The sequence below is a fragment of the Ectobacillus sp. JY-23 genome (assembly GCF_023022965.1).
GTDB lineage: Bacteria > Bacillota > Bacilli > Bacillales > Bacillaceae_G > Ectobacillus.
Genome location: NZ_CP095462.1, coordinates 2246953 through 2269173 on the forward strand (window position 1 = coordinate 2246953; position 22221 = coordinate 2269173).

29 protein-coding genes and 1 pseudogene are annotated in these 22221 nt (G+C 43.6%); 6 read left to right on the top strand and 24 right to left on the bottom strand.

Translation table 11 applies throughout. The features are described 5' to 3' along the window. Positions 1–84: 84 nt before the first annotated feature. Together MUG87_RS11575 and MUG87_RS11580 are read right to left on the bottom strand one after the other, a co-directional pair. Positions 85–1338: a helix-turn-helix domain-containing protein gene (locus tag MUG87_RS11575; protein WP_247082271.1), complete on the bottom strand. Its 1254-nt coding sequence runs from the start codon at positions 1336–1338 to the stop codon at positions 85–87. Between the two features lie 152 nt (positions 1339–1490). Beyond that, entirely contained in the window at positions 1491–2174 is a 684-nt protein-coding gene (locus MUG87_RS11580; RefSeq protein WP_247082273.1) for a DUF975 family protein, read from the bottom strand. Between the two features lie 96 nt (positions 2175–2270). On the opposite strand from MUG87_RS11580, the pseudogene MUG87_RS11585 reads away from it, so the two are divergent. Further along, positions 2271–2390, top strand: a pseudogene (locus MUG87_RS11585) (hypothetical protein); the annotation flags it as partial. 184 nt (positions 2391–2574) lie between these two features. On the opposite strand, the gene MUG87_RS11590 reads toward MUG87_RS11585, so the two are convergent. The 20 genes from MUG87_RS11590 to MUG87_RS11685 all read right to left on the bottom strand — a co-directional run bounded on the left by MUG87_RS11590 (position 2575) and on the right by MUG87_RS11685 (position 18517). Further along, on the bottom strand, positions 2575–2976 hold the full coding sequence (locus MUG87_RS11590) for a F0F1 ATP synthase subunit epsilon (protein ID WP_247082275.1): 402 nt from the start codon (positions 2974–2976) through the stop codon (positions 2575–2577). A gap of 21 nt (positions 2977–2997) precedes the next feature. Beyond that, the gene (gene atpD / locus MUG87_RS11595; RefSeq protein WP_247082278.1) at positions 2998–4401 is read right to left on the bottom strand and encodes a F0F1 ATP synthase subunit beta; all 1404 of its coding nucleotides are present in this window, start codon (positions 4399–4401) and stop codon (positions 2998–3000) included. A 52-nt stretch (positions 4402–4453) separates the two neighbouring features. After that, a complete protein-coding gene (gene atpG / locus MUG87_RS11600; protein WP_124564095.1) occupies positions 4454–5311 on the bottom strand; it encodes an ATP synthase F1 subunit gamma in 858 nt (285 codons plus the stop codon). A gap of 263 nt (positions 5312–5574) precedes the next feature. Beyond that, a complete protein-coding gene (atpA, locus tag MUG87_RS11605) occupies positions 5575–7083 on the bottom strand; it encodes a F0F1 ATP synthase subunit alpha (RefSeq protein ID WP_247082280.1) in 1509 nt (502 codons plus the stop codon). Positions 7084–7094: 11 nt separating this feature from the next. Beyond that, a complete protein-coding gene (locus MUG87_RS11610; RefSeq protein WP_124564097.1) occupies positions 7095–7637 on the bottom strand; it encodes a F0F1 ATP synthase subunit delta in 543 nt (180 codons plus the stop codon). Next, positions 7634–8137 carry a F0F1 ATP synthase subunit B gene (atpF, locus tag MUG87_RS11615; RefSeq protein ID WP_247087664.1) on the bottom strand — a complete coding sequence of 168 codons (504 nt, stop codon included), beginning with the start codon at positions 8135–8137 and terminating at the stop codon, positions 7634–7636. Before atpF ends, MUG87_RS11610 begins: the two co-directional genes overlap by 4 nt. Before the next feature lie 143 nt (positions 8138–8280). Further along, positions 8281–8499 carry a F0F1 ATP synthase subunit C gene (gene atpE, locus MUG87_RS11620; RefSeq protein ID WP_124564099.1) on the bottom strand — a complete coding sequence of 73 codons (219 nt, stop codon included), beginning with the start codon at positions 8497–8499 and terminating at the stop codon, positions 8281–8283. Between the two features lie 51 nt (positions 8500–8550). Then, on the bottom strand, positions 8551–9270 hold the full coding sequence (gene atpB, locus MUG87_RS11625) for a F0F1 ATP synthase subunit A (RefSeq protein WP_247082282.1): 720 nt from the start codon (positions 9268–9270) through the stop codon (positions 8551–8553). A gap of 7 nt (positions 9271–9277) precedes the next feature. Beyond that, positions 9278–9670 (bottom strand): ATP synthase subunit I, encoded by a 393-nt coding sequence (locus MUG87_RS11630; RefSeq protein ID WP_247082284.1) that lies wholly within the window; start codon positions 9668–9670, stop codon positions 9278–9280. After that, a complete protein-coding gene (locus MUG87_RS11635) occupies positions 9667–9894 on the bottom strand; it encodes an AtpZ/AtpI family protein (protein WP_247082286.1) in 228 nt (75 codons plus the stop codon). Before MUG87_RS11635 ends, MUG87_RS11630 begins: the two co-directional genes overlap by 4 nt. A 265-nt stretch (positions 9895–10159) precedes the next feature. Then, positions 10160–12319 (bottom strand): S8 family serine peptidase, encoded by a 2160-nt coding sequence (locus MUG87_RS11640; protein WP_281503648.1) that lies wholly within the window; start codon positions 12317–12319, stop codon positions 10160–10162. A gap of 145 nt (positions 12320–12464) precedes the next feature. Further along, entirely contained in the window at positions 12465–13094 is a 630-nt protein-coding gene (gene upp, locus MUG87_RS11645) for a uracil phosphoribosyltransferase (RefSeq protein WP_124564103.1), read from the bottom strand. Positions 13095–13202: 108 nt separating this feature from the next. Next, positions 13203–14444 (bottom strand): serine hydroxymethyltransferase, encoded by a 1242-nt coding sequence (glyA, locus tag MUG87_RS11650; RefSeq protein WP_247082288.1) that lies wholly within the window; start codon positions 14442–14444, stop codon positions 13203–13205. Positions 14445–14833: 389 nt separating this feature from the next. After that, positions 14834–14974, bottom strand: a complete 141-nt coding sequence (locus MUG87_RS11655; RefSeq protein WP_164464220.1) for a hypothetical protein — start codon at positions 14972–14974, stop codon at positions 14834–14836. 105 nt (positions 14975–15079) lie between these two features. Next, positions 15080–15652: a TIGR01440 family protein gene (locus MUG87_RS11660; RefSeq protein WP_247087666.1), complete on the bottom strand. Its 573-nt coding sequence runs from the start codon at positions 15650–15652 to the stop codon at positions 15080–15082. A gap of 147 nt (positions 15653–15799) precedes the next feature. Then, positions 15800–16237, bottom strand: a complete 438-nt coding sequence (gene rpiB, locus MUG87_RS11665; RefSeq protein ID WP_247082290.1) for a ribose 5-phosphate isomerase B — start codon at positions 16235–16237, stop codon at positions 15800–15802. Between the two features lie 46 nt (positions 16238–16283). Further along, positions 16284–16721: a low molecular weight protein arginine phosphatase gene (locus MUG87_RS11670; protein ID WP_247082293.1), complete on the bottom strand. Its 438-nt coding sequence runs from the start codon at positions 16719–16721 to the stop codon at positions 16284–16286. 116 nt (positions 16722–16837) lie between these two features. Beyond that, positions 16838–17257 (bottom strand): organic hydroperoxide resistance protein, encoded by a 420-nt coding sequence (locus MUG87_RS11675; RefSeq protein ID WP_247082295.1) that lies wholly within the window; start codon positions 17255–17257, stop codon positions 16838–16840. Between the two features lie 4 nt (positions 17258–17261). After that, complete coding sequence (locus MUG87_RS11680; RefSeq protein ID WP_247082297.1) at positions 17262–17711, bottom strand: MarR family winged helix-turn-helix transcriptional regulator; 450 nt, start codon at positions 17709–17711, stop codon at positions 17262–17264. Positions 17712–18016: 305 nt separating this feature from the next. Then, positions 18017–18517 carry a PTS sugar transporter subunit IIA gene (locus MUG87_RS11685; protein WP_247082299.1) on the bottom strand — a complete coding sequence of 167 codons (501 nt, stop codon included), beginning with the start codon at positions 18515–18517 and terminating at the stop codon, positions 18017–18019. A 224-nt stretch (positions 18518–18741) separates the two neighbouring features. Between MUG87_RS11685 and MUG87_RS11690 the strand changes: the two genes are divergently transcribed. The 4 genes from MUG87_RS11690 to MUG87_RS11705 are packed head-to-tail and all read left to right on the top strand — an operon-like array spanning position 18742 to position 21335. After that, on the top strand, positions 18742–19125 hold the full coding sequence (locus tag MUG87_RS11690; protein ID WP_247087668.1) for a DoxX family protein: 384 nt from the start codon (positions 18742–18744) through the stop codon (positions 19123–19125). A gap of 42 nt (positions 19126–19167) precedes the next feature. Further along, positions 19168–20112 carry a ring-cleaving dioxygenase gene (locus MUG87_RS11695; protein WP_247082301.1) on the top strand — a complete coding sequence of 315 codons (945 nt, stop codon included), beginning with the start codon at positions 19168–19170 and terminating at the stop codon, positions 20110–20112. Beyond that, entirely contained in the window at positions 20112–20717 is a 606-nt protein-coding gene (locus tag MUG87_RS11700; protein WP_247082303.1) for an alpha/beta hydrolase, read from the top strand. Before MUG87_RS11695 ends, MUG87_RS11700 begins: the two co-directional genes overlap by 1 nt. Positions 20718–20735: 18 nt before the next feature. Next, on the top strand, positions 20736–21335 hold the full coding sequence (locus tag MUG87_RS11705; protein WP_247082305.1) for a flavin reductase family protein: 600 nt from the start codon (positions 20736–20738) through the stop codon (positions 21333–21335). Between the two features lie 16 nt (positions 21336–21351). Here the strand turns inward: MUG87_RS11705 and MUG87_RS11710 are convergent, their stop codons facing one another. Beyond that, positions 21352–21495 carry a hypothetical protein gene (locus MUG87_RS11710; RefSeq protein ID WP_247082307.1) on the bottom strand — a complete coding sequence of 48 codons (144 nt, stop codon included), beginning with the start codon at positions 21493–21495 and terminating at the stop codon, positions 21352–21354. Between the two features lie 147 nt (positions 21496–21642). On the opposite strand from MUG87_RS11710, the gene MUG87_RS11715 reads away from it, so the two are divergent. After that, a complete protein-coding gene (locus MUG87_RS11715) occupies positions 21643–21918 on the top strand; it encodes a WXG100 family type VII secretion target (RefSeq protein WP_247082309.1) in 276 nt (91 codons plus the stop codon). A gap of 28 nt (positions 21919–21946) precedes the next feature. Here MUG87_RS11715 and MUG87_RS11720 read toward each other — a convergent pair whose 3' ends face one another. Then, entirely contained in the window at positions 21947–22213 is a 267-nt protein-coding gene (locus tag MUG87_RS11720; protein ID WP_247082311.1) for a DUF4176 domain-containing protein, read from the bottom strand. Between the last annotated feature and the right edge of the window lie 8 nt (positions 22214–22221).

Consider the following 22221-nt stretch of genomic DNA (forward strand, 5'->3'; position numbering starts at 1 on the left):
TTTTAGAAAAGAGCCTAAACTAAACACATTTTGGTCTGCATCAGACATAGAACAGGCTGTTCTACTTTTGGAACAGCCTGCTTTTTACATATCGATATTCTCCATAAAAATATCTGCAATTTGAACTGCTTTTTCATGTTGTTCCGTCTGCCTATAATATTGGTACAGTGCTTGTCCATATTCATTAATCATGCCAACATGCTTGCTAGATTGAAACAGCGGCAGAGCTGTATGTTGTAAAAACGTGTAATATCGCTCAGGATCCCCTTTACTTTGATGCATGAGCAATTCAAACACCACTTGATGAAAGTGATTATCGAGTTTATTAGCCATCGCCAAGCCGTACTTCGTCATCCTCTCAAGCTCGTTTCTAGGTAATGTGTTTCCCTCTATTGCATTGTGCACATAATTATATAAATGCGAGAGATAAGATGGATGATCTTTGTTTGCCATATCTAACGCTTCCTTATAGCACTGTTGCGCGCTTATATACTCTTTTCTTTTATGGTATTCGTAACCTAAGTTTCCAAGTAGCATAATCTTTTTCTCAGCGTCATGAAGAGCTTCACTATCATCAATTAGGTTATGATAACGTTCGACGGTTTCCTCGAAATCAAGATACATATCACCACGGATTTGCAATAGCATTAGGGATTCTGCATTGATCACTCTTAAAAAGTTATTTGTTTCTTTAAAGTGCTGCAAGGCTTTATCTGCATACAAATACGCCATGACCTTAACACCGATACAATGATAAGCAATTGCTAAATGATAGTAGTATTCCGGATTGCCGTATTCATCCATGCGAATCGTTTTTAACACTTCTATCGCCTTTTGCTGGTTTTCAATGGTGAAGTTCGTATAGTCGGAGATATAATAAATGCCTCGCACGTGCTGCAGTAAGTTTTTCTCATACAAAGAAAGCTGATCATACTCTTTTTCCACTTGCTGTAACAGCTTATGAGCTTGTCCTAAATCATTGTGCATGATGAAATATCTGGCCCGCAGCAATTGATATAACGTCGCATACATAGATGATTCAATAAAAGAAAACTTCTCCAGCTTCTCTTTGGTCGATTCAATTTCTTTCGTTCTTTGCATAATAATAGCATTGTGCCAGTTATGAAGTTGCTTTTTCATTCCTTGCACAAATTCAATTTCTTTTTCTATATCAATCTGTAAACGTTCCGAAAAGAGTGTAATAATCTCTGGAGAATAGGCGGTTTGCCCTCGTTCAATTTTACTGACATGTGTTGTCGAGCAAATGCCTTCACCTAGCTGCTCTTGCGTAAGACCAGCTTTTTTACGATAAAATTTAATAATTTCTCCCTCTAACATATGCCTCTCCCCTTATCCATCTACGTAGTGAAGATTTCCATTGAACTACATGTATAATAACATGTTTTTATAAGGTTAAGAGAAAATTTATTCACTATTCAAACGGATTCACTATATACATACGTACAAAAAGCCGCTCATTCCAGCAGCTTTTACTCCACAAGATTTATACTGAGCTCTATATCTGTTTGCGAGATTTTTAAATAAAACTGACTTATCGTCACACATATATACGGTATAATCCACAAACATGCGATGCCGCACGTAAGAATGCAAAGCAAGATCCAGCCGGTAAACCTAAGCATAAGTAAAAACAACTTGCGCTTCTGTCCCTCCATCAGTGCATTGCTTTCTTCTATTGCTTGACGCGTCGTATAATGCGGCTTCTCTAGCAAAATAAAATACGTCATAGAATAAGAGAATACCTTTATCATACCTGGTACAATAAGTAACAGTGACCACAAGCATGTATATAAGCTTACTAACCCTACTGCCTTACCAGTTGTCCATATTTGCCTCGCAGTGTGTAAATACCGAAATACATCATATTTGCTGGTGCGCTCTCCTTTTGCAAGCTTCATACATATATGTAAGAAGCCAAAAGCCAATGAGGAGCTTATCGCGAATATACCTATTCCATAGCACACATATACGACCACATTCCATACGGATTCAAACGCTGAACCTATAAGTAAAATCATGCATAAAAATACAATCCCAAGTGTCAAATAAGCAAATACAAATACACAAACGATATATATAAGCATCGCTCCCACTGCTAATTTCCATCGCCCGTCCAAGGCAGAACGAGCCATTATTTTTGCTTCTTCAATCATACAAGCCCCCCGTTCTTAACTCGTACAAATATATGTGAAAAGGGACAAGGATATGACTACGAATAAACGAATTGGATATGATTAAATGTCGTAGCAGCAGCCTCCGTAATAGGATTAACGGGACAAGAAGGAACCATTATCTGGATGACACTCGTACCTATGTTGTATTACGTGTTAGCAGCAGGATTGATTGGGATGATTCTTATCTTCTTATAATCCATAATGCGGAAGAAAGAAATATCACTGTATGTGAAGCAATAAACATGAGTATCTTCTACATTCAACCTTAGAGGTACCCTCACCAACTGTGAACACATGCCCATCCATGTAGATGAACGTAGTCATACCTCCATTTTTCATACAAAAAACCGCAAAGGTATATACCTTTGCGGTTTTGTTATTATCTCATATTCGCAACGTTCAAACGGTTGACAGCACGCTGTAAGGAAAGCTCCGCTCGTTTGAAGTCCACGTTTGCCTGCTTTTCACCGATGCGGCGTTCTGCACGGCGTTTCGCTTCATTCGCACGATGGACGTCAATGTGAGATGCGACTTCAGCAGATGGCGCAAGAATTGTTACTTTGTCCGGGCGAACTTCAATAAAGCCACCAGATACTGCAACATAATCCGTTTTGCCTTCCACTTTTACACGAACCGCACTAATTTGCAAAGGAGCTACTGTAGAAATGTGACCCGGTAGGATCCCCATTTCCCCGCTCTCTGCTTTTACACTGACCATCTCTGCGTTTGTTTCGTATACCGGTCCGTCAGGAGTTACAATACTGACTTGAATTGTCTTCATGAATAGTCCCTCCTAGACCTGTTATACTAACGTTTTTGCTTTCTCGATAGCTTCTTCGATGCGTCCTACTAAGCGGAATGCCTCTTCTGGAAGATCATCGTGTTTACCTTCGATAATTTCTTTGAATGCTTGTACTGTTTCTTTAACAGGTACATAAGAACCTTTTTGACCTGTGAACTGCTCAGCTACGTGGAAGTTTTGAGACAAGAAGAATTGAACACGACGTGCGCGGTGTACAACTAGCTTATCGTCCTCAGAAAGCTCGTCCATACCAAGGATTGCGATGATATCTTGCAATTCCTTGTAGCGTTGCAATGTTTGCTGTACTTGACGTGCAACTGTGTAATGCTCTTCACCTACGATTTCAGGAGAAAGGGCACGAGACGTAGACGCCAATGGATCTACCGCTGGGTAAATACCGATCTGTGTTAAGCGACGCTCAAGGTTTGTTGTTGCATCCAAGTGAGCGAACGCCGTTGCAGGAGCTGGATCCGTATAGTCATCCGCTGGTACGTATACTGCCTGAATGGAAGTAATGGAACCTTTGTTTGTAGACGTGATACGCTCTTGCAATTGACCCATTTCAGTCGCAAGTGTCGGCTGGTAACCTACCGCTGATGGCATACGGCCAAGTAGTGCGGATACCTCAGAACCAGCTTGCGTGAAGCGGAAGATGTTGTCGATGAACAGAAGTACGTCTTGACCTTGCTCATCACGGAAGTACTCAGCCATTGTCAAACCAGTCAAAGCTACACGCTGACGTGCACCAGGTGGCTCATTCATCTGACCGAATACCATCGCTGTTTTCTTAATAACGCCGGAATCACTCATTTCGTGGTAAAGGTCGTTACCCTCACGAGTACGCTCACCTACACCTGCGAATACGGAGATACCACCGTGCTCTTGTGCGATATTGTTAATCAACTCTTGGATAAGTACCGTTTTACCTACACCGGCACCACCGAATAGACCGATCTTACCACCCTTGATGTAAGGAGCAAGCAAGTCTACTACTTTGATACCTGTTTCAAGGATTTCTACTTTTGTAGAAAGCTCTTCAAACGCAGGAGCCTGGCGGTGGATTGGATCACGGCGTACATCTGTCGCAACTTCGCCGTCAAGGTCGATTGGATCGCCAAGTACGTTGAATACGCGACCAAGTGTTGCGTCACCTACAGGAACAGAGATTGGACCTTCTGTATCAACAGCTTCCATGCCGCGAACAAGTCCATCTGTAGAAGACATCGCAACCGTACGAACTGTATCATCGCCAAGGTGAAGCGCAACCTCTAATGTAAGGTTGATTGATGTGTCATTTCCTTCATGTGTTACTTTAAGGGCGTTGTAGAGGTTAGGAAGTTTGCCGTCTTCAAACTTTACGTCTACAACGGGACCCATTATAGCGGTAATGCGTCCTTTATTCATCGGTTTCCCTCCTCATGTTGGCTTTCAGATTACCTGATCAGCCTCGTTCATGCTATTCCAATGCCGCCGCGCCGCCGACGATTTCCGTAATCTCTTGCGTAATCGCAGCTTGTCGAGTGCGGTTGTAAGTAAGTGTGTAAGAGTCGATAACATCGAGTGCGTTGTCCGTAGCGTTTTTCATCGCTGTCATACGCGCCGCGTGCTCGCTTGCTTTTCCGTCCAGCAAAGCGCCGTACACAAGGCTTTCTGCGTATTGTGGAAGCAACACTTTCAAGATTTCCTCTTCAGAAGGCTCAAACTCATAAAGAGTTGTGGACTTCGTTTCTACATCAGTCAAAGGAAGAATTTTCTTCTCTTCCACTTCTTGTTGAATCTTGCTGATGTAATGGTTGTAATGGATGTACAGTTCATCGTATGCACCATCCGTGAACATAGCTACCGCACGAGATGCGATGTCTTTAATGTCCGCGAATGCAGGCTGATCGGAAAGACCTGTAATTTCATCAATGATGTTGAAGTTACGGCGCTTTAGGTAATCGCGGCCGACACGTCCAATCACGATGATTGCATATTGATTTGGATCCATGTTATGACGTTCTTCAATCGTTCTGCTTAGCGCGCGCAGCACGTTACTGTTGTATGCGCCGGCAAGTCCACGATCAGAAGTGATGACGATATATCCCGTACGTTTCACAGGGCGAGCTGTCAACATCGGGTGGTTCACGCCTTTGCTGCCGTTTGCAACGCTTCCTACTACCTCTTGAATTTTGTTCATGTAAGGTACGAATGCGCGTGCGTTTTGCTCAGCACGGTTCAGCTTTGAAGCGGATACCATCTCCATCGCCTTTGTAATTTGGCTTGTCTTTTTCGTGGAGTTAATTTTTGCTTTTATATCGCGTAAAGATGCCACAGGTTTTCACCACCTTTTAGTCGGAAGTAGGCATATTCATGCGTTACCGACCGGCACCAAGGCGCCGGCCGATTCCGCTTTTTATGGCTATGCTTTGTACCTGTTGATTTCCGCTGCAGGCATTCGCTTTCCGCGGGCAGTCAGGAGGCCTCCTCGGCTAACGCCTGTGGGTTCTACCTTTGACTCGCTTTCCCGCAGCTCATGCCTTGCGCTCCAATCAACAAAGCTTCAACATCAACCATGGGCTGTAATAGCCCTATTCATTAAACGCTAGGCGCGAATGTTTTTTTGAAGTCGTTGATTGCAGCAGCCATTTTGTCGTCTTCTGCAAGCTGTCTTGTTGTACGGATTTGCTCCAATACGTCAGCACGGTTAGAATCCATCCAAGCAAGCATTTCGTCTTCAAAGCGTTGGATATCAGCTACTGGGATATCATCCAAGAAGCCGCGTGTTAGTGCGTAAAGAATCATAACTTGCTTTTCTACCTTAAGTGGTTTGTGCAAGCCTTGCTTCAATACTTCTACTGTACGAGCACCGCGGTTTAGCTTCGCTTGTGTCGCTTTATCAAGGTCAGAGCCGAACTGCGCGAACGCTTCAAGCTCACGGAAAGATGCTAGGTCAAGACGAAGTGTACCAGATACCTTGCTCATTGCTTTGATCTGTGCAGCTCCACCTACGCGGGATACGGAAGTACCCGCATCGATCGCTGGGCGAACACCGGAGAAGAACAAGTCAGATTGCAAGAAAATCTGTCCATCTGTGATGGAGATTACGTTCGTCGGAATGTAAGCAGAAACGTCCCCTGCTTGTGTTTCGATAAAAGGAAGTGCAGTTAAAGAACCGCCGCCTTTTGCATCGCTAAGTTTTGCAGCACGCTCAAGCAAGCGAGAGTGCAAGTAGAATACATCCCCTGGATATGCTTCGCGGCCTGGAGGACGACGTAGCAATAGGGAAAGCTCACGGTATGCCGCAGCTTGCTTAGAAAGGTCATCGTATACAACAAGAACGTGCTTGCCGTTGTACATGAACTCTTCACCCATAGCTACACCCGCATAAGGAGCAAGGTATAGTAATGGTGCCGGCTGAGAAGCAGATGCCGTAACAACGATTGTGTATTCTAAAGCGCCGAATTTACGAAGTGTTTCTACTACGTTACGAACTGTAGATTCCTTCTGTCCAATCGCTACATAAATACAAATCATATCTTGGTCTTTTTGGTTTAGGATTGTATCAAGCGCTACTGCTGTTTTACCAGTTTGGCGGTCACCGATGATTAACTCACGTTGTCCGCGGCCGATTGGCACAAGAGCGTCGATCGCTTTAATACCTGTTTGAAGCGGCTCGTGTACGGATTTACGATCCATTACGCCAGGAGCCGGGCTCTCGATAGGACGAGTTTTTGTTGTGTTGATTGGGCCTAAGCCGTCAACAGGTTGTCCTAATGGGTTTACTACACGTCCGATCAATTCAGGACCTACTGGTACTTGCATGATGCGGCCTGTACGGCGAACCTCGTCACCTTCACGGATACCTGTGTAAGGTCCTAAGATAACAATACCTACGTTGTTTTCCTCTAAGTTTTGCGCAAGCCCCATAACGCCGTTAGAGAACTCAACAAGCTCCCCAGCCATTACGTTATCAAGACCATGAGCACGTGCGATACCGTCACCAACCTGGATAACTGTACCAACATCGCTAACTTCGATTTCAGACTGATAGTTTTCGATTTGTTGCTTAATCAGTGCGCTAATTTCTTCAGCTCTGATGCTCATGCGTTTCACCCCTATCTATTCTTCAAAAGTTCACGTTGAATACGCGCCAATTTTCCTTGCAGGCTTCCGTCATAAATACGGTTGCCGATGCGAACCTTAATGCCGCCAAGCAGCTCTGTGTTCACAACATTTTTAATACGAATTGCATCTTTGCCGTCGCGCTTTGCGAACACCTCAGCAATGCCTGCTTTCTCATCTTCCGTTAAAGGACGAACAGAGTACACAGTAGCATCTGCGATGTTGCGCTCCGCATTCGCTAGCTCAAAATACGCATCCGCAATATCCGTTACAATGTCTTCACGTTGTTTATCAACAAGAAGACATAGTGTGTTTAACATTGGTTGAGATAAAGAAGAGAATACTGTTTTTAACATATCCTTCTTTTTCTCGTTGGAGATATTTGGCTGCTCAAGGAACATATGTAATTCCTTTGTGTTTTGGAAAACTTCCTTAACCGTGCGCAACTCCTCTTCAAACGTCTCCAGCATATGCTTTTCTTTTGCAAGCTTAAAAAGAGCGACTGCATAACGGCTAGCTACAATATCTTTGCTCATCGCGCTTCGCCTACCTCGTTGATGTAGTTACGAATCAACGCAGCTTGGTCTTCCTCTTTCAGCTCTTTTCCGATTACTTTAGAAGCAATCTGAACGGATAGAGCGGCAACTTGCGCTTGTACAGCAGCGAGTGCTTGCTCTTTTTCACGTTGAATTTCTTGTACAGCAGATGCTTTTACAGCTTCTGCTTCCGCTTTAGCAGCAGCGATAATGCCTTCTTTTTGCTCTTCTGCTTGTTTCTTCGCTCTTTCAATCAATTCCTTCGCTTCTTGGCGAGATTGCGCCATAGCTGTGCGTTGCTCTTCTACCAATTTCTTGGCTTCAGCATTGTTTCTTTCAGCCGCTTCGATTTCTCCGGCAATATGCTCTTCACGCTGCTTCATAATACCCATTAAAGGTCCAAATGCGAATTTACGAAGCAAAGCTAATAAAATTAGGAAAATAACCAATTGGTATACAATCGTTCCATATGGAATGGCAGCTCCTAAAAGCACAAGGATTCACTCCCTTCAGTAGTTTCAACTCGACAAAAAAAAGCCGTGATTCTTGGCACATATATTTCGCCGCCGCTTGTCGGCCGCGCCTTATTAAAAGAATGGCGAAGACGGCTTTTCCACGATCTTCGCCATGCAAGGATTGCTCCTTATTTGTTTAATACCATGAACGCGATAACTACGCCGATGATAGGAAGGGCCTCAACTAGTGCTACCCCGATGAACATGATTGTTTGAAGCGTGCTACGAAGTTCTGGTTGACGAGCAACACCTTCAACTGTACGAGATACGATCAAACCGTTACCGATACCAGCACCTAGTGCAGATAAACCAATAGCAATTGCAGCTGCGATTACACCTAAACTCATTTTAATTTGTCCTCCTTTGTATTGGAAAAAAATATTTTTTCTTAAAATTTATTAATGATCATGACTAACTTTGTGAGCCATGTACACCATTGTTAACATAGTAAAGATAAATGCTTGAATTGCACCTACGAAAACGCTGAAGCCCATCCAAGCCACCATAGCGATACCGCCGCCGACAGCACCTAGTGCACCGCTTGTGCCTAGTCCCGCAAGCAAAGCCAACAAAATCTCACCCGCATAAATGTTACCGAAAAGACGCAGACCCAATGTTAATGTGTTCGCAAACTCCTCGATGATTTTTAGCGGGAACAAGAAAGGCATCGGTTGGAAGTAACCCTTTACGTATTCGCCTGTACCCTTCAACTTAATACCATAATAATGGGTGAGGGTAACTACCATCACGGCTAATGTTAATGTTACAGCCGGGTCCGATGTCGGAGATCTCCACCATGCAATATGTTCATTTCCTTCGTGAATGGAAAGCATAAATGGCAATCCAAGCATGTTTGATACGAAAATATACATGATTAAAGTAACCCCAAGCGTCAAGAAGCGACCGCCTGTTTGCCAATCCATTGTGCTGTTGATAATTCCCTTCACGAAATCCATAACCCATTCCATGAAGTTCTGCATCCCCGTTGGGCGCAGTGCCAACGTACGCGTTGCTGCTACAGCAATTATAAGTACGATTGCGGCTGCGACCGTCGTCATCATCACACTAGACATGTCAAACGTTAACCCTAAAAACTCTTTTAACTGACCGTGTTCCACCAGTAATTCACCTCTCTTCCCTTCCATACTGTAAGTAAATAAAATCTATGATCATGACAAGATATGCTGTCAACAATCCAAGTCCAAAGCTCCATGCTTCCATCATATGCTGATAGCGCACGGCGAAAATAATGCCAAGTCCGATAGCAGCCAAGCGCGGATATGTACTAACTGCATTCGCTTTAAAACGCACCTTTGCATCCCCTCGCTCTACACGATCTAACAGCTTGTCCGTTTTCCATGCGACAAGACGCAAACCCAATAAGCCTGCGGCTGTCCCGAATGCCATACCGAGAAACACCTTTTGGTAAGGAGTAAAACCCCAACCTAGTACAAAAAGCGCGGTAAGGTATAGCGTGTATTTCGTTTGTCTTCGGACAAGTTCATGCATTGTAATCATTGCGGGTCTCCTGAGTTAAATTTTTGGATGAGCATGATCATTGCGTAAATGCCCGTTGCGAGACCAAGCAGCAAACCGATAATGAGAAATAGAGGAAACGTACCGACTTTTTCATCAATCCACTTTCCAAAAAAAATGCCGATAAGAATGGAACCTACCAACTGGGAAAGAATCCCTGTCATAAGAGCGTAGCCCTTCAGAGGATTGCGTCGATTTTGTTGCATACGTTAATCCCTCCAAAACAAGTGTGGGGAAGTCGTGCAGAAAAGTTGTGATGTGATAATAGTAACTCATTTTTAACAGCATCGTTTTAAAAAATGAAAACTGTCACTGTTTTGTCAAAAAATAGATGGAAACTTGTCACTGAAAGCCCTACCATCTATCGCCATTGTTAGCATACAATAGTGTGTTTAATAGTGTCAACGAGAAATCGAAAAAAAGCGAAAAATTTCAGCTTGATTTCATTTTTCACAACTTCAAAATACCATTCTAAGAAAATGTTAGCAAAGTCTCAAATGTATCTTCCCTATTTCCCTTCTTAACAAAGATAAGCGCCTTATAAGTACCTCTTAAAAATTGTTTGTTTAATATAGTTTGTTCATACCTGCCGTTTGTCACATTTTGACGATAATCTAAGAAATCAATATAGCGAAATGTTGCCGCATCATAGAGGACAATCCCAAGCTCATCCGCACCTCCCGGTAAATACATTTCATATTTATATATACCTTCTCCGTCTCCTTGCGCAAATTGAAAGCCCATAATGCGCGGGTAATTGGGTTCCCCTGTAAAAAACAGGTACGGCAGCTGCACCATATCGCCATCCCCTACTACTGTAAGGTATCCTTGATGCAAGGTATTACGCAAAAAAGCCGCATTTACTTCCGCCTCTACGGGGACCGTGCGCTTCCCACCCGCATCTACATACAATGTATGCGGCAAATGCCATTGTATACCCGTTACCGCAGGCGGAGGCTGGAATATATAGGTACGGGGCGCGTCCGTGCGATTTTCAATCGTGACATCCACTTTTACGCGCGCTTGCCCTGTTAGTAGTCCAAATGAGAGCGCCGCCGGATACAGCAGCGTCTTTGTACGTAACGCTTTCTCAATTTGTAGTCTCCCTGCTCCTTGCTCGTATACCGCATATGGCTTCCCATTTTGATATAGTAGCTTGCACGTATTCATGAGCGCCGCCTTGATTTGCTCTGGATTCCATTCCGGATGCGCTTGCCGAAGCAGCGCTGCCGCACCGGCTACATGAGGCGCCGCCATACTTGTTCCCTGTAAAGCAAGGTAACCGCCGGGCACCGTACTATGAATGCTGACCCCGGGTGCAACAAGGTCAGGCTTAATCTCCCAGGTTTGCGTTACAGGGCCGCGCGAACTAAACGAAGCCAATACATCCTGCTCTTCTCGAAAGACCGTCCCCATCAGTGCGCCTTGCTGCGATAATAGCCATTTTCCATCGCGACCTGATAAAACAGCAACCGGAATATTTACCCCTTCTACCGCTCCTTGAAAGGAGTCGCGCATATTATTGAAGATAATGACGCCCTCAGCCCCCGCTTCTTGAGCGCGCTTTGCTTTTTCTGAAAAGGTAAGGGCACCGCGCTCTAACACAACAATCTTTCCTGCCGCGTTTTTTATCTCTTTACCGAGACCGGCATGCACCCAAGGTAAAGAGCGAGAGATATTCCATTCCGGCGATCCCTCCATCATGTCTAACCGTAAGCTTCGTCCGCTTACCTCAATATAAGGTATACGAAGGCGCGGAGAAGAAGCGCCGACTGCAATGGCTTTAGAAGCGGTACCCGGTGACCCGACCGTCCAAATGGCAGGACCAGAATTACCTGAAGCAGTCACAGCCACAATCCCCTTTTCTACCGCTCGGTCCAAAGCGATGCTTGTCGGCCAATCCGGACCGTTTACCTCGTTGCCAAGCGATAAATTCAAAACATCTACTTTATCTTCAATAGCCTTTTCAATCGCAGCCAGTACGGTTTCACTTGAGCCAGTTCCGCCCGGACCAAGGGCGCGATAAGCAATAATTGTGGCATCGGGTGCCACGCCGCGCAGTTTACCGTTCGCCGCAATAATGCCAGCTACATGAGAACCATGCAGAGTCGGTCCCACTTTCTTAGATTCCATCGGATCCGTATCATCGTCAAACGTGTCATAGCCACCGCGATAATTTCGTCTTAAATCCGGATGCTCGTAGTCAATCCCTGTATCAATTACACCAACGCGCACACCTTTGCCCGTCAATCGATTTCCCTTTTCATCGTAGTAGCCATGTGCGGCCTGCCCGCCAATCAATGTTACACTTTCATTAATATGAGCCTTGTAGGTTGTGACCGGTGTAACACGCTCCACGCCTGGTATTTGATATAGCTCCCGCAGTTCACGACGCCTTCCCTTTACACTTAATCCATGTAATGCGGTTTGATATACAGCGCGCACTGTTATATTTGGATAACGATTATGTATATGCGCTTGTACGTCTCGTAAGCGATCTGGTGTTACTTCAATAATGACAACCTCTTGTTCATTCTCATATTGTACAGGTGCCTTCGGATGATCCGGGAACGTCATCGCATGGACAGGTGATACCCATACGCACAGGATAAGCAAAATCAGTCGAATCATACTATAACCTCCTTTTGCTTAGCTTGTGCAATTATAAAAATTTACAAATAAAAAATTCCGTGCTGACGATGTCTTCTCGGCACTAAGCACCTGCAGGGACTTCAATTAGATTGTGGCCCATAAAAAAAGAAGGGGAATCCCCTTCTTATTTTGTGCCGAACAAGCGATCACCAGCATCGCCAAGACCAGGTACGATATAGCCGTGATCATTCAATTTTTCATCAAGTGCCGCAAGATAGATGTCTACATCTTCATGCGCCTTTTGAACCGTTTCTACGCCCTCAGGTGCTGCGCACAAGCACATAAGCTTAATGCTTTTTGCGCCGCGCTTTTTCAAGGAGTTGATTGCTTCTACCGCAGATCCGCCTGTCGCAAGCATTGGATCTACAACGATAAAATCACGCTCCTCCACATCAGTAGGAAGCTTTACATAATATTCAACCGGCTGCAATGTTTCTGGATCGCGATATAAACCTACATGTCCAACCTTTGCAGCAGGGATTAATTTTAAGATACCGTCTACCATTCCAAGACCTGCACGCAAAATAGGAATAATTCCAAGCTTTTTACCCGCAATTACTTTTGTTTTTGCTGTGCTTACCGGTGTTTCAATTTCAATTTCCTCAAGAGGAAGATCGCGTGTAATTTCAAAAGCCATTAAGCTTGCCACTTCATCTACAAGTTCACGAAATTCCTTTGTACCCGTATTTTTATCGCGGATATATGTGAGCTTATGCTGAATTAAAGGATGATCAAATACGTAAAGTTTTCCCATGTGATACTCTCTCCTTCGGACGTTTTTTTGCACTATGTACGATTGTATAGAAAACGCCCTCAATATTCAAGGGCTGTGTTTGATAAACACAGCCCTTTGGAAAAATTCTTATAATTCAGGATACATTGGGAATTTCGCTGTTAACGCGTCCACACGTTGCTTTGCTTCTTCAAGCGCTTCTTTGTTGTCGTGGTTTTTCAGCGTAAATGCGATTAAAGATGCAATTTCATCCATTTCTTCTAGTCCAAAACCGCGTGTTGTAACGGCTGCTGTACCGATACGGATACCGCTTGTTACAAACGGGCTTGCTGGGTCAAATGGAATGGTATTTTTATTTACTGTAATACCTACTTCATCCAATACATGCTCCGCTACTTTACCCGTTAGGTTCAGGTTGCGAACATCAATTAAGATTAAGTGGTTGTCCGTGCCGCCAGAAACAAGAGTTAGTCCTTCTTTTTGCAAGCTTTCAGCCAAACGCTTTGCATTATTTATAATGTTTTGTGCGTATGCTTTGAACTCATCTTGTAACGCTTCACCAAATGCAACAGCTTTTGCGGCAATAACGTGCATAAGTGGACCGCCCTGAATACCAGGGAAAATAGATTTATCAATTGCTTTCGCAAACTCTTCTTTACATAAAATCATACCGCCGCGAGGACCGCGCAATGTTTTATGCGTTGTTGTTGTTACAAAGTCAGCATAAGGAACTGGGTTTGGATGCAAACCTGCTGCTACAAGACCAGCAATGTGAGCCATATCAACCATCAGATATGCGCCAACTTCATCAGCAATTTCACGGAACTTCTTAAAGTCAATTTCACGCGGATACGCACTTGCACCTGCAACGATTAGCTTTGGCTTATGTTGCTTTGCTTTTTCTCTTACATCTTCGTAGTTAATAACATGTGTTTCTGCGTCTACACCGTACTCTACGAAGTTATATTGCACACCGCTAAAGTTAACTGGACTACCGTGTGTTAAGTGACCACCATGGGATAAATTCATGCCAAGCACTGTGTCGCCTTGTTTCAAAATAGTAAAATAAACAGCCATGTTTGCTTGTGCACCGGAATGTGGTTGTACGTTCGCATGCTCCGCACCGAAAATCTCTTTCGCACGATCTCTTGCGATGTCTTCCGCTACGTCCACATACTCACAACCACCATAGTAACGCTTACCAGGATAACCCTCCGCATACTTGTTCGTTAAAATAGATCCTTGTGCCTCCATAACGGCTTCGCTAACAAAGTTCTCAGAAGCAATCAATTCAATTTTAGAACGTTGTCTTCCTAATTCGGCCATAATCGCTTGAAACACTTTTTCATCCTGCAACTTTAAATGCTCCATGAAAATCCCCCTTTTCGCTGAAAGAAACCAAGACTTTACGCATTTATATTCGTTATAAATATTAAAAACACGAATTATAAAGGCACGATTCCTTTTAACATTCACATTTTTCAACTTCATTCTAACATGATTGTACTTAATAGTGAAAGAATAAATTCTACAAACCGAAAAGTCAAAAGTGAAGCCCACACTTTATTGCACCTCTATCGGCTAAATTCACTCTTTTATCGGCCTAACTTCCTCTTCTATCGACCGAATTTACCCTTCTATCGGCCTAACTCCTCTTCTATCGGCCAAATTCACCTCTCTATCAGCCGAATTCCTCTTCTATCGGCCGATTTCTTCAAACACTACAAAAAAAACAGCCCGCGTTTGGGCTGCTTTACTAATTATTTATGTTTAGATTGCTTAATCAACTGATCGCGTTCTGCGTTTGCCTGCATTTCACGTGCGAATTCTGCATCTGCCTTTTTTGCGCCCGCTTTCACATTGCCGCCAAAACGTTGTAGGGAACCTTTATTTTGATTCATGTTTTCACATCCTTTTTACAAGATGACTTAGTATGGGGCCATAAGCGGGGTGCACATGCTTGGCAATTTTCACCGCGCAAAAAAAGACTATCTGTATAGATAGCCTTATTGACACGTAAATGATTCTTGTTTGACTGCATATACTGCACGAGCGCCGCCGATTAATTTCGGACGCGTATTCGCCATTGTGACGTGCGCATGACCAATCTGTTTTACACTCGTGCGAATCGGCACAGCTACATGCTTTAAATGCATGCCAATAAACGTATCGCCAATATCCATACCAGCATCGGCCTTAATAAACTCTACAATTACAGGATCTTTAAGATTATGATACGCATACGTTGGGAGCGCACCGCCCGCTGAACGAACCGGCAACACCTCTACCTGCTCAAATCCATGCTTGAGAGCCGTTTCTCTTTCTACAACTAAGGCGCGATTTAAATGCTCACAGCACTGAAATGCCAAAGCGATACCTGTGCTGCTTTGAAATGAAAGAAGCTCCTTAAACACAATCTCCGCAACTTCCATCGTTCCGGATGTACCGATACGTGAGCCAATAATTTCACTTGTACTGCAGCCTACCACAAAAATACTTCCTTCTTTTAAAAGAGCCTGTTCCTGAAAATCCGAAAGCGCCGTTTGTAATTGTTCTTTTAAATGCGCTAACTCATTCATCGCCATTCTTCCTTTCACGGCATTTTGCGGAACCAACTGTCTAATAAGGTTCGGCGTTACACTGCCGATTCTAGAATATTTCATCAAATTATATCACGCTTGCGAAATGTAAGGAACAACTATTCATGGTGTTTTTTCTACAATGCATCACGCTTCGTAATGTTTAATTTTACCAACTCGCTTTTCATGGCGTCCACCTTCAAACTCAGTCGATAGCCAAATACGTGCAATATCAAGCGCCAAGCCAGGGCCAATCACACGCTCACCCATCGCAAGCATGTTGCTGTCGTTATGTTGTCTTGTCGCTTTTGCACTAAATGTGTCATGAACAAGTGCACAACGAACACCTTTCACTTTGTTAGCTGCAATCGACATACCGATGCCTGTCCCGCAAATTAAAATCCCTTTATCCACTTCGCCTTTTGCGACCATTTCTGCTGCTGGAAATGCAAAATCAGGATAATCCACCGAGCCCTCACAGTTGCATCCTAAATCTATATATTCAATACCTAGCTCTTCCAACAGTCCAATAATTTCTTTACGAATATTGATTCCACCATGGTCTGATGCTACAACTACCTTCATCCTGACACCTCCACCTTTTATACATAATGAAACATATCACTTCATACTAGTGATTGCTATGCTTTTTGATAAAATTTAAAATTAAATTTTCAAGTTCATCTCTCGTTTGTTGGTATGTCCGTAAAGATCCGCCAAACGGATCTGAAATATCACCTTTTATACCGGAAGCTGCTTCAAATAATGTGCTGACTTTCTCTTTTACTGCAGGGAAATAGTGTAAAATGGTTTGCTTGTGTCCCTCTGTCATGGTTAGCACAATATCAGCCCAAAGCAACTGCTCCTCTTGTAGCTGTGATGCCTGATGCTCGATTGAAATCCCCTTTTCACTAAGCGCTTCTTTTGCATGAGTGGAAGCATCGCTACCATGTGCAGCGTATACACCTGCAGACTTTACCTCGAATACATCTTGGCCGTGATGCCTAAGCAGTGCTTCGGCCATCGGGCTTCGGCATGTGTTGCCCGTACAAACGAATAAGACACGCATGTATACTTCCTCCTTTAGGTTATACTGTTTCTTGTAATTCAAACTATATAAAGTTTTCCTACCCTTAGTATAGCGTATATGAGAAAAGCTGTCCGCATTGACGGACAGCTCCTGTATTACTCTACTACTTTTAATTGTACATCCATGTTGCCTCTTGTTGCTTTAGAGTAAGGACAAACTTGGTGCGCTGCCGCCACTAGCTGCTCTGCCTCTTCTTTAGATACACCAGGTACCTTTACTTCTAATACTGCCGCAAGTTCAAAACCGCCATCTGTTCCTTTACCGATGGAAACATGAGCTGTTACCTCAGTTGTTCCAACACTTACACGCTTTGTACGAGCTACCAAGTTAAGCGCACTGTCAAAGCAAGCTGCGTATCCTGCCGCAAATAATTGTTCTGGATTTGTCGCCTCTCCGCCAGGACCGCCTAGTGCCTTTGGCATTTTTACATCTAAATTGATTACGTTATCTTCAGAAACAACCTTGCCGTTTCGTCCACCTGTCGCTGTTACTTTTGCAGTGTATAAATGTTCCATATTGTTAGTCTCCTTTTTCATTGTATTGATGAATATTTTGTAAAAGCGAACGGCTTTGCTCCAGCAACTTAGAAAAATCAGCTGGAGAAACACCGCTTTGCTGTAGAAGAGTTTCAGGAATACAATATGCTTTTTCCTTTAATGCCTCTCCCTTTTTTGTCAAAGTGATAAACACTTTACGCTCATCTTCTGACGAACGCTCTCTCGTTACCAGTCCGCTTGTCTCCATACGTTTTAGCATCGGTGTTAACGTACCGGAATCCAAGAACAATTCATCTCCTAATTCCCTTACAAGGGAAGGCCCTTTATCCCATAACACAAGCAGCACTAAATATTGCGGATACGTAAGACCCAATTCTTCTAAGTAGGGACGATATAGGCGTGTAATTTCCCGGGAACACGCATAAACCGAAAAACAAAGTTGATTTTCAAGCTTTAGTATTTCCTTATTCATTTGTAGAACTCCTCATTTAGATTGTGCACAACTAAATCTGACACAATCATAACAAACCTAGTATGTATCGTCAACTATTATGCCCGCGCTTTGTAACTTCATTCACTTTATAAAAAGCTCTGTTAAAGCTCGTTATAGATTTCCGTTACGGGAGTTCGCTTTCCGCGGGCGGTCAGGGAGCCTCCTCCCTCACTCCCATCAGCAAGTGTCCATTATCAAGTAGGCTTTAAAAAAGCCTAAAAAACGCGCTTTTCCCATATGGAAAGCGCGTTTTTTTAACTACAAGATAACAATACGTATTATTTTTACTTCTCAAGCGCTACCTTCATCACTTGTGTTGTACCTTTTTCAGCACGAATATCAAGTGATTTATCAACCGCGCCGAATACATCCCCATTTGTAATGACAATAGGTGTAATCGTACTTTTTGCGTTTTCTGAAATAAACGCTAGATCAAATGTAATCAGCTTGTCACCTGCTTTTACTTGCTGACCTGTAGTCACATGTGCTTCAAATCCTTCACCATTTAGATTAACTGTTTCCAAGCCAACGTGAATTAAAATTTCAAGACCATTTCTCGATTTAATACCGATTGCATGCTTGGTATGAAACAACTGTACAACCTCACCATCAACCGGAGATACAACCACACCTTCCTCAGGAACAATCGCAATCCCGTCGCCCATCATACGTTGTGCGAACACTGGATCCGGCACTTCTTCAATATTTTTAACAGCACCTGTAAGCGGCGCTACAATCAATTCATCTTTTTTTGTTTTTGATAAACCAAATAATTTTTTTAACATGTTACGTCCTCCTTTACACTTACTTTCATATTATAAAGTAATTTTGTTTCATTTTTCTACTTTGAGGATAATTGTCCAAAAATCTTAACAACTTTGTTCCACTTGTTTAGACTTTACAATTTTAATGGATTTTAAAAATAGTTACTTGACAAAAGTAAGTAACAAAAGTATCATTACTTACATAAAGTAAGTTAATTAACTTTTAGGAGGTTTTAAATATGTTAATGGATTTTGGGTTGTTATTAATTCGTTTGTTTGTTGGGATTGTATTTATGGGGCACGGTGCGCAAAAATTATTTGGCTGGTTTGGCGGCTATGGCTTAAAAGGAACAGGCGGCTGGATGGAATCAATTGGTTTAAAACCGGGTGTATTTATGGCTTTTATGGCAGGTGCTACAGAAATGTTAGGCGGATTTTTATTCGCAGCAGGAATTTTTACTTGGGCAGGAGCAATACTAATTGCAGGATCGATGCTAGTTGCTATTCTGACTGTACACGGTAAAAATGGATTTTGGGTTACACAAAACGGATACGAATATAATTTGATGCTGATTGTAGTCGTAATTGGGGTTGCGTTAATAGGACCAGGCGCTTACACTTTATTATAATAGATATCTCGAATTCAAGATTTTACAGAAGAGGTGAAGAATATGAAACACACAACAGGTATTCATCATGTAACAGCTATCGTTGGTAATCCCCAAGAAAACGTTGATTTTTACGCAGGCGTGTTAGGACTTCGTCTCGTAAAGAAAACGGTGAACTTTGATGACCCAGGAACATATCACCTGTATTTTGGTAACGAGCAAGGAAGTCCTGGCACAATCATCACATTTTTCCCTTGGCCAGATGCCTATCAGGGTCGCATCGGTTCTGGGCAGGTCGGCGTTACAACATACGTTGTTCCGAAGGGATCCCTCACATTTTGGGAGGATCGCCTAAGTAAATTCGGGCTTGCCGTTACGAAATATGAACGCTTTGGAGAAATGTATTTAGAGTTCGATGACCCCCATGGCTTGCATTTGGAAATTACAGAACGCGAGGAAGGACCAAATAGTGCTTGGGCATTTGGAGGCGTCCCTGCTCAGCATGCTATTAAAGGGTTTGGCGGCGCTGTCCTATTGAGTGCCGATCCCCTTGGGACGATGCGCGTTTTGACAGACGTAATGGGACTTACACGAGTTGGTGAAGAAGGTGACTTCATTCGGTTCCGCGCATCCGGAGACCTTGGCAATATCATTGATGTCAAACAAACCACAATGGCTCCAGGACGCATGGGCGTGGGTACCGTTCATCATATTGCATGGCGCGCCGATGACTTTTCCGACCACGAGGCATGGCGGGAACATGTGAGCGCTCACGGTCATCAAGTCACACCAATTGTGGACCGTCAGTATTTTAATGCAATTTACTTCCGAGAGCCAGGCGCGATTTTATTTGAGATTGCGACAGATCCGCCAGGCTTCCTGCATAACGAACCGTTTGAACAGCTTGGAGAAAAACTGCTGTTGCCGCCATGGCTTGAGCCAAAACGCGCTGAGCTAGAGCGCATCCTCTTGCCAGCTGAGGTACGTGTACTGAAGGAGGACCTGTGATGAAGCATATTTATAAACAAGGAGCGGATACCACCGCTCCTACCCTGTTATTGTTGCACGGTACAGGCGGAACAGAGACCGATTTATTGCCGCTAGCCAATCTTATTGCTCCATCTTATAGTATACTGAGTGTACGTGGGAATGTATTAGAAAACGGCATGCCGCGCTTTTTTAGACGCTTAGCAGAAGGCGTATTTGATGAAGAAGATTTGGTGTTTCGCACAAAAGAGTTACATGACTTTTTAGACGAAGCAGCCCAGAAGTATGGCTTTGACAGAAACAATATGATTGCGATTGGCTATTCTAACGGTGCTAACATTGCCGGAAGTTTGCTTTTCCATTATCAGAATGCCCTAAAAAGCGCGATCCTTCATCATCCAATGGTGCCGCGCCGAGGGATTCCTTTGCCAGACCTAACAGGAACCCCTGTCTTCATCAGCGCTGGTACAAATGATCCGATCTGCCCGCCGCAGGAAACAACAGAGCTAGAAGCCCTGCTAACAGCTGCCGGAGCAAGTGTACATGTACATTGGGAAAGCTTCGGTCATCAGCTGACACGAAGTGAAGTAGAAGCCGCCAAGACGTGGCTACAAAAAAACGAATAATACAGAGGAGGAAGCATTGTGCACAGTATTGATCCCCGCACGCAAAGTGAACGAGATAACTATAAGCTACTGACAGGGAGTATTATCCCTCGTCCTGTAGCATTTGTAACTACACTCTCAAAAGATGGCGTCCATAACGGGGCTCCGTTCAGTTACTTTAATATTGTAACTGCAAACCCGCCCCTTATTTCTGTGTCTGTTCAGCGACAAAACGGGTTACAAAAGGACACTGCACGCAATGCGATAGAAACTGGCGCCTTCGTGGTTCATATTTCCGATGAAACATATGCGGAAGCGATTAATATGACAGCGGCACAGCTTCCTCCTCATGAAAGTGAAATTGAGCTCGCTAAGCTGACGCCAGTACCGAGCGAGGTCATTGCCGTGCCAGGTGTACAGGAAGCCAGTATCCGCATGGAATGCCTGCTCGAGCAAGCGATTCCCCTAGGGGACGGCCCGGCCTGTGATTTACTAATTGGAAAGGTTGTCCGCTTCCACGTAGCAGAGCATCTCTACGAAAACGGACGAATCAATGCTACAGGACTGCGTCCCATCAGCCGCCTCGCGGGTAACAGCTACGCGAAGTTAGGAGAGCAATTTGAAATTGAACGTCCATAAGGGTTAGCTCTTTTATTCACTCATACTTGCATAAAAAGGTGCTCCAATAGTAAATTGGAGCACCTTTTTTACCATACAAAATACTTGTCACAAGTAAAATAATAATACCGATAATGCTGCGTAGCGCATTGAATAGGTTCGTCAATACTTCGTTGAACATATTGCCACCTCCTTCATTGCTCTTCACCTACCTAATACACAGAAATATAGCTTGAATCACTTTTCTCTAAAAAATAGAATTTCATTCATTTACAATTAATTTCCATGGTATGATAGCTGTAAAAAAGTGTTTACAGGGGGAAGAATATTGCGTAATAGAATTCATGTCGTACCAGAAGAATTAGATAGAATTGCAAAGCAATTTGCGGCAGCGAGCACCGAATGCCGAGAAGTTGCCAATAAGATTAAACGGTTAGGAACAGATTCACAGGGAAAGTGGGAAGGAAATAAGCATCAGCAGTTTTTGAATCAATTGAACCAAAGTACTGCCGCTCTAGAGCATTACATAGAGGGTTTACAGCAAACACAAGCTAAGCTACAAAGTACTGCGCAGCGCTTTAGAGAAGCTGACTTAAATAGATAAAAGCACCACAGACTGTGGTGCTTCTTCTTTATTCCCCGAGCAATGTTGCAAACTTTTCTTCTTCTTCATCAGAAAAGCCAACAAAGACGATGTCTTCAATATCTTCATGATTAAACACAAATGTATAATCTGGGTTGATATAGCCCTCTGGATAGAAGCAGCCAATATAATCATACATGACGGGCTCCTGTCGCATCAGCAGCTGCTTGCGTCCGTAAATAACCAAACGCTTTTCACCTTCCTTCAGCAGCACAATCGACCCATTAGGCAATAGCTTGTCCTTCCCATATTTCATAGCGGTCT